Origin of the sequence: Hahella sp. CCB-MM4 (genome assembly GCF_002260525.1) — a bacterium.
Lineage (GTDB): Bacteria > Pseudomonadota > Gammaproteobacteria > Pseudomonadales > Oleiphilaceae > Hahella.
In genome coordinates, this window is record NZ_MRYI01000141.1 from 1 (window position 1) to 7,441 (window position 7,441).

Sequence of the window (7,441 nt, forward strand, 5' to 3'; positions counted from 1 at the left end):
AAAAAAAAAAAGATTCCCGGTTGGCTCCACTCGCCGTTTTCCAGACGTTTCATGGATTCCAGATCAACGGATTTCACCAGATAGACTTGGTCGTCATGGCGGACCTTGGAGCGGTGGGTAATACCGAACACGAAGCGGCAATAGTCCATCTTCAATTGCTGCAAATCCCTTTCTGCCCTGATGATCTTTCTGGTCAGGACATCCTTCAGGCTTTCCCCGTAATCTTTCGTCATTATGCGCTACCTTCCAATAGACACAGGCATTTTGCAGAAGTCTGATGTCATTTAGCAAGACGTGAGACTTTGAAATGCCAATTTGGTCATATCGATGGAGCGATTAACGTCTTACATCCTCAGTCCACCTTTCCGGGAAGCCAGTTCAGGCTGTACAGGTCCAAGCGCCGGTCTTTCAGATTGGAAACCGTTCCATTCTCGCGAAATCGACGTAAACGCCGCAGATCCACGTCTGCCACGATCATCATTTCATTGTTCGGTAGCGCCTCTTCCACAACACCATCACGGGGGAAGCCATAGTCCGACGGTGACAGAATGGCCGACTGGGCATATTGGTTGTCGATCATTTCAATGGCCGGAACCGTGCCCACCGTTCCGGAAAGCACCACATAACATTCGTTCTCTATGGCGCGCGCTTGAGCACAATAGCGCACCCGCAAATAGCCCTGCCGATTGTCCGTCCAGAACGGTACCAATAACAAATCCATCTGCTGGTCAGCCAACAATCTTCCAAGTTCAGGGAACTCGACGTCATAACAGATCAGCACTCCGACACGTCCATAGTCCGTCTCAAAGACATTGAGCTCATTACCGCCCTTGATATCCCAGTATTTCCGCTCATAAGGCGTGGGGTGAATCTTCTTCTGCGCCTCAATACTCCCCATTGACCGACACAGATAAGCAATATTAAACAGCTCTCCACCTTCGAGCACCGGCACCGATCCTGCCAGCACATCGACCCCCAGTCTGACAGCCAGACCTGAGATATGTTGAACGACCGCCCCTGAATGCTGAGCCAAAAGGTTCATGGACTGATCTTCCCCCATTCCGGCTAACGGCAAGGTGAAGAGTTCTGGCAATACCACCAATCGACAGTCATACCCTGCCATGGACACGAGGAAATGTTCGATACAGTCCAAAAATTCTTCCAGTGAAGCATATTGCCGCATTTGCAATTGGATACTGCCGACGCGAACACTGTCCGGATGAGGGCTGTGGATTTCCATGTTTTCAGATTTAACGGTCATTGATACCTTTCCGGTGCTTTACTTGGGGTGTCGACGATCGACAAAGGCGACATCCAATAACATTCATAATGTCGGCGCAATTAACAGCTAGCCGCAACTAAATTTTCTTCTTACGTAACTGATAGTAGTTTTGAGTCTCAGCAACCAGTTGTCCCTGAGCGTCATAGACTTTGCCGCTGAGCGTATAGTCACATTTCCCATCTTCTTCCGCGCCTGCAAGAATGCGCTTCATCTCTTCTTCGCTCATATCAAACTCAACGCAGGAATCAGATTTCACCGGAACATAAAACTTGATGCTCATTTCCTTTAGGACGGGGTAATAGTCTGCGCCAAATTCATAGATCGCCATCACACCACCTGGAATTTCCGCCAGTGTGAACAATGCACCGGCGTACATACTGTTGATGTGATTGGTATTCCCTTTTAAGGGAATCTTTGCTTTCAAGTGCCCACGTCTCAGTTCAGTCACCTCAAACCCCGCACGACCGGCAAATGGAATGGCAAAACTGATTATTTTGTTCAGTGTCAGATAGCCGCCTGACTTCTTAATTTTACCAATCAGGCCACGGGGATTCTTAACCCCCTCATCATCAAATACCTTTGCTGTAAAGTTGGCCAGTGCGTCTAGCACATTCATCAGTGCCTCCTATGTCTTATCGATCGTTGTTCTTTGTTCTGGGAAGTTTCAGGTTCTCTTTATTATTCAATTGCCTCGGTGCTAATAACCCGGGAGCCTGATACACTATGCTATCGTTTTGATACGGCCTTTCCTATAATGACATTACTAAAAGGCCAGCGGAATTGAGGTGAAGAATTGATCAGATTGCTTATCGTGGATGATCATGAACTGGTAAGAGCCGGTCTGTCCCGAATGCTGAAAGATGAGACCGGTGTCGAAGTAGTCGCTGAAGCCCGTTCCGGGGAGGAAGCCGTCAGTCTGGTCCGACAGCGTCCCATTGATATTATCCTTATGGACATTCGGATGCCCGGCATTGGCGGACTCGAAGCCATGCGCCGCATTCATCGAATTGATGAAAGTATCAAAGTCATCGCGGTAACCGCCTGTGAAGATGATCCATTCCCCTCCCGGGTCATGAAGGCCGGAGCTTCCGCCTATATCACCAAAGGCACGGATATTTCAGAAGTCATGCGGGCGATTCACATCGTGAATGCCGGGCAACGCTACATCAGCCCGGATATCGCACAGAAGATGGCCCTGCGTCCGTTTGAATCTGAAGATACTGACGTTTTCGGCAATCTTTCCGAACGGGAAATGCAGATCGCCATGATGATCGTCAACTGCCAGAAGGTGCAGGAAATTTCGGACAAACTCTGCCTCAGTCCGAAAACCGTTAACAGCTACCGCTATCGTATTTTTGAAAAGTTGTCGATTAGCAGCGACGTGGAACTCACCCTGCTGGCTATTCGCCACGGAATGTTGGATGCAAACCAAGTTGGCGGACTCTGATCAAAGCTTCGATTCAAAGACCTTTCTGAAAACCCTGACTTCCCGCCCCGGCGTCTACCAGATGTACGACGCCAAGGGTGGGATATTGTATGTGGGTAAAGCACGCAACCTGAAGAAGCGGGTCAGTAGCTATTTCCGCAGCACAGGCCTCCATATCAAGACTCAGGCTCTGGTGGAGCGAATCCGCAGCATAGAAGTCACGGTCACCAACTCTGAGACAGAGGCCCTGCTGCTTGAGCAGAACCTGATCAAGACACATCGTCCGCCATACAACATTCTGCTGAGAGACGATAAATCCTTCCCCTATATTTATCTCTCCGGCGACAGCAAATATCCATCCCTGACCTTCCGTCGTGTAAGACAGAAGAAAGCCGGTCGGGGTCGTTTTTTTGGTCCCTACACCAGCGCGGCATCGGTCCGGGAAAGCCTTTCGTTGCTGCAGAAAATCTTCAAGATCCGCCAATGTGACGAGAGCTTCTTCAAAAACAGATCCCGCCCTTGCCTGCAGCATCAGATCGGTCGCTGCAGTGCGCCATGTGTGGACCTGGTCAGCCAGGAGGAGTATGCCGAAGACATGCGGCATGCCACCATGTTCCTGGAAGGACGCAATCCCGAAATCATTAAAGAGCTGGTTTCGAATATGGAGAAAGCGTCCATGGATTTAGAGTTTGAAAAAGCGGCGATGCTGAGAGACCAGATCAACTTTCTGCGTCGGGTGCAGGAACACCAGTCCATCGAAGGCGGCAGCCGGGACATCGATGTGTTCGCCATGGCCCAGGAATCGGATCAGATCACCATTCACGCTCTGTTTATTCGCGATGGCCGGGTCAGCGGATCCAAAAGCTTTTTCTTCGAAGAGTTGACTGAAGCCGACACCTTCATGAACGATTTCGTCAGCCAGTATTATTTTGGTGACCATGCGGTCTACGGCATTCCCCAGGAAATCATTACGGAACCCGCCCTGACCGAAGGTGAATCCCTTAAGGAAGCCTTCGGCGAAGCGTTTAACCGATCGATTCGTATTGAGCACAATGTCCGCAGTCAACGGTCCGATTGGTTGAATCTGGCCAAGACCAATGCGGTTCAGTCTCTCGCCATTCGGGTTCAGTCACAGGAGGCCCAGACCTCTCGTTGGCAACAATTCTGTGACGCTCTTAATCTGGAATCCAGCATCAACCGTGTGGAATGTTTTGATATCAGCCACACCTTCGGCGAGGCTACAGTGGCTTCTTGTGTTGTATTTGGCCCTGAAGGTGCACTTAAGGATCAATACCGGCGCTTTAATATCAAAGGCGTCACCGCCGGCGATGATTTCCATGCGATGGAGCAAGCTCTGGAGCGACGCTATAACAAACTTCAGGACAGCGATATCGGTCTTCCTGATGTGGTATTGATCGACGGCGGCAAAGGCCAGCTGGGAATTGCGGTATCGGTTTTTGAGTCACTGCAGATCGACGGTGTCACCCTTGTCGGCGTAGCCAAAGGAGTTACGCGCAAGCCCGGCTTCGAAACGTTGTTACTGGCCGGTGGCAAATCGATTCTGAATCTGCGCAGTGACAGCCCCGCCCTGCACCTTATCCAACAAATCCGTGATGAAGCCCACCGCTTCGCCATCACCGGTCACCGTCAGCAGCGTCAGAAGACGCGAAGCAAATCGGTATTGGATGATCTTCCCGGTGTCGGTCCAAAACGTCGCAGAGATCTATTGAATTACTTCGGCAGTGTCCGCAATATAGAGCGGGCCAGTCTTGAGGACATCAAGAAAGTGCCTGGCATCAGCCAGGTGTTAGCCCAATCCATTTTTACGGCTTTTCATGAATAAACCAGCAGTAAAATCAGTATTTCTAAATTTACCCAACCTTCTGACGCTTGGTCGACTGGCGCTTATACCTGTCATTGTCCTGGTTTACTATCTCCCGTTTGAAGGCAGCTACCTCACAGCTGCGGCGATATTCGCCCTGGCAGGCTTCACCGACTGGCTGGACGGCTATCTCGCCCGACGCTGGAATCAGATGACACCCTTTGGGGCGTTTCTTGATCCGGTAGCAGATAAGGTCATCGTGGCCGTGGCCCTGGCCATGCTGGTAGAGGCACATCACACCGTCCTGCTGACTGCCCCGGCTATTGTCATTATCGGCCGGGAAATCGTGATCTCCGCCCTGCGGGAATGGATGGCGGAAATGGGGAAACGGGCCAGCATCGCGGTCAATTTCATCGGCAAGATCAAAACCACCTGCCAGATGTTTGCCATCATCGGTCTGCTGGCGTTTCCACCCGATACCCACGGTGCATTGCTTGGTTTGGTACTGTTGTATGTCGCCGCCGTCCTGACTCTTTGGTCAATGATTGTCTATTTGAAAGCGGCCTGGCCTGAGCTAACCAGTACAAGCAATAATCAAAGCTCATAATTCAGTTTATAAATTGACCTTAATTGATTGAATTTAAAAAAAATAAAGACAGATTTTCATAACAATCGATAATCAGGCTTGACAGCCAACCTCAAAGAAGTAAACTATGCGCCACTTGAACGGATGAGGCGAAGTCTTCAGAGGTTCTAAGGTGATTATGCGGGAATAGCTCAGTTGGTAGAGCACAACCTTGCCAAGGTTGGGGTCGCGAGTTCGAGTCTCGTTTCCCGCTCCAAATTCCAAAAACCCCGGCCGAGTCGGGGTTTTTAGCTTAAGGCAAGCATAAAGGCGCGGTGGCAGAGTGGTCATGCAGCGGACTGCAACTCCGTGTACGCCGGTTCGATTCCGACCCGCGCCTCCATTCTTCTCTAAAGTGCCCGGGTGGCGAAATTGGTAGACGCAAGGGACTTAAAATCCCTCGGTATTTGATACCGTGCCGGTTCGATTCCGGCCCCGGGCACCACTTATAAATCCCTAGTTAATACACATACCCGAGCCATTTTTTAATTCAGTTGCTCACCGTCACGTCGTGCCGACCAAGCTGGCCGCGTTCGATTCCGGCCCCGGGCACCACTTATAAACCCCTAGTTAATACACATATCCGAGCCACTTATTAATTCAGTTGCTCACCGTCACGTCGTGCCGACCAAGCTGGCCGCGTTCGATTCCGGCCCCGGGCACCAATTACCTTATTGCACAGCTCGGTCTTTGTAGATATGTTGGCACTTTCTGGCAATTCACACTGAAAGTGTCAACAAAGTGTCGACGCAAAAATTGTTTGGGTCTTTTTGCCCCCCCCCACCTGCTGTACAAGCCTGTCAGCGTCGAAATATGCCCCATCCGATTGTGATCCCAATCTTCTTAAGCCTCTACACAAGCGCCTTGCTAGTTTAAGCTTAGGGAAAGCAATTACGTGAATTCCTATAACCTTTTAGAAAATGTCTCACAACAGCAATAATCTTGATCCTTTATTATGGCCGCAGTCACTCGCACGGATGCCTTTTAAAACTGCAATGGATACCTGGTGATTGCGACCCTCCCGGGTCGCCCTCTAATTTGTGTTAGTTTTCTCCCAGTCAGAGAGCACGGATTGCTAATCCGGCTGCTCAACATTTACATAGAACATACGATTTATTTTTTTATTATTTTCAATAACTTAAAAATACAGAAATTTCAAAATTCCGAAAATTGGGCACACCCGTCCACAAAGCGTCCACGCAGGTCACCAAAGTGGGCATCTAATCAGATTTTGGAACAGAAGCCGATATGGCTGGATAGGGATAATTGCTTGAATCCGCCCTTGAGGGCTTAACGTTTTGCACAGGAGCTCAGCGTAGTGGAGCCTATTTGTGGTAATTTGAGCGCAGCGAACCACAAATAGGCGGAGCGTAGCTGGGTCCCTTGCTGCAACTTATTATGCGCTGGTAGCTTTGACATAAGAAATCAGACCTACCTTTGCAAGCCTTTCTTTCACGTCATTTGCCTTATCTGGAGGCCAAAATGGTCCAATGCACCATTCGATGACATGCTCCAGAGTGCGTTTGGCATCCATAATCGGCATATCTGCTAATTTTATATCCAGTGCTCGCAATGACTTCAAATGAGTGTTCGTCAACTTTTCTGGAATTTTAACCAGGACAAAAAAATCATCTTCAAATTCTATATGCCCTTCAATCATCTCTTCCGAGATTTCAGCTCTACATCTTGGGCAGAAATGAATATGCTGTATAGTGTCCCTAAACTCATATCTATGAACTTCGAGCATTTCAATATTACATATTTCGCATTTCATCGTTTTAGATTTAGTGCTGCTGCATAACGAGCCTGTAGAAAAACCCTCGTAAAACAGGTTTACCCACAGACTTTCCTAATCAATTTAATTTCCCCAACTTTGCCCCAGGTTTCCGCCCAGTGCAATCACTCGTTCCTGTTTCGGTAAAGCGGGCCTGATAGCCACTGTCACGGCTGCTCTGCGCAGGGTTTCGTAGCCTTCCAGCTAATTAACTAACGTCCCATAATTCATCAACTTCTCAATGTTATGCACCAGACAGTACAACTGCCATTGGCTCTGCACCTTACGCTTGCCTCGTAAGCTAAACCGGCTCAACTTTTTGTTGATGGTGATATTGCCGAACACCGGCTCTACCACCGGCATTCGATGGCTGTAGATTTCCTTGCCCTTGGGGCTATCCACCCGGTGCTTCATCCAGTCCGTATAGTTTGGCGGTCGTCGGCGTTCGATGATGAATGACACCTGTCGACCAGTGCCCTTGCGGTGATCTGCAGCGGTCGGGTTGCGCATGC

General features: G+C 49.5%; 8 protein-coding genes and 3 tRNA genes. 6 read left to right on the plus strand and 5 right to left on the minus strand.

Annotated features, from left to right (window positions below):
- From BTA51_RS29680 to BTA51_RS29690, 3 genes are all read right to left on the minus strand, one after another.
- On the minus strand, window positions 1-233 hold a 233-nt coding region (locus tag BTA51_RS29680; protein WP_141215739.1), incomplete at its 3' end, for a hypothetical protein.
- 119 nt (window positions 234-352) lie between these two features.
- Window positions 353-1,261: a carbon-nitrogen hydrolase family protein gene (locus BTA51_RS29685; protein ID WP_094712627.1), complete on the minus strand. Its 909-nt coding sequence runs from the start codon at window positions 1,259-1,261 to the stop codon at window positions 353-355.
- A gap of 97 nt (window positions 1,262-1,358) precedes the next feature.
- Window positions 1,359-1,898, minus strand: a complete 540-nt coding sequence (locus tag BTA51_RS29690; RefSeq protein ID WP_094712628.1) for a PaaI family thioesterase — start codon at window positions 1,896-1,898, stop codon at window positions 1,359-1,361.
- A gap of 177 nt (window positions 1,899-2,075) precedes the next feature.
- Here BTA51_RS29690 and uvrY point away from each other — a divergent pair, with 177 nt between their 5' ends.
- The 6 genes from uvrY to BTA51_RS29720 all read left to right on the plus strand — a co-directional run bounded on the left by uvrY (window position 2,076) and on the right by BTA51_RS29720 (window position 5,600).
- Window positions 2,076-2,729, plus strand: coding sequence for a UvrY/SirA/GacA family response regulator transcription factor (gene uvrY / locus BTA51_RS29695; RefSeq protein WP_094712629.1), 654 nt, complete (start codon window positions 2,076-2,078; stop codon window positions 2,727-2,729).
- Window positions 2,704-4,551 (plus strand): excinuclease ABC subunit UvrC, encoded by a 1,848-nt coding sequence (gene uvrC, locus BTA51_RS29700; protein WP_094712630.1) that lies wholly within the window; start codon window positions 2,704-2,706, stop codon window positions 4,549-4,551. Before uvrY ends, uvrC begins: the two co-directional genes overlap by 26 nt.
- Window positions 4,544-5,137 (plus strand): CDP-diacylglycerol--glycerol-3-phosphate 3-phosphatidyltransferase, encoded by a 594-nt coding sequence (pgsA, locus tag BTA51_RS29705; protein ID WP_094712631.1) that lies wholly within the window; start codon window positions 4,544-4,546, stop codon window positions 5,135-5,137. Before uvrC ends, pgsA begins: the two co-directional genes overlap by 8 nt.
- A gap of 159 nt (window positions 5,138-5,296) precedes the next feature.
- Window positions 5,297-5,372 (plus strand) — tRNA-Gly (locus BTA51_RS29710).
- Window positions 5,373-5,424: 52 nt separating this feature from the next.
- A tRNA-Cys gene (locus BTA51_RS29715) sits at window positions 5,425-5,498 on the plus strand.
- A 14-nt stretch (window positions 5,499-5,512) separates the two neighbouring features.
- Window positions 5,513-5,600: transfer RNA gene (locus tag BTA51_RS29720), tRNA-Leu, on the plus strand.
- Between the two features lie 951 nt (window positions 5,601-6,551).
- Here BTA51_RS29720 and BTA51_RS29725 read toward each other — a convergent pair.
- Window positions 6,552-6,902 carry a hypothetical protein gene (locus BTA51_RS29725; protein ID WP_141215740.1) on the minus strand — a complete coding sequence of 117 codons (351 nt, stop codon included), beginning with the start codon at window positions 6,900-6,902 and terminating at the stop codon, window positions 6,552-6,554.
- Window positions 6,903-7,133: 231 nt separating this feature from the next.
- On the minus strand, window positions 7,134-7,441 hold a 308-nt coding region (locus tag BTA51_RS29730), incomplete at its 5' end, for a transposase (RefSeq protein WP_210404984.1).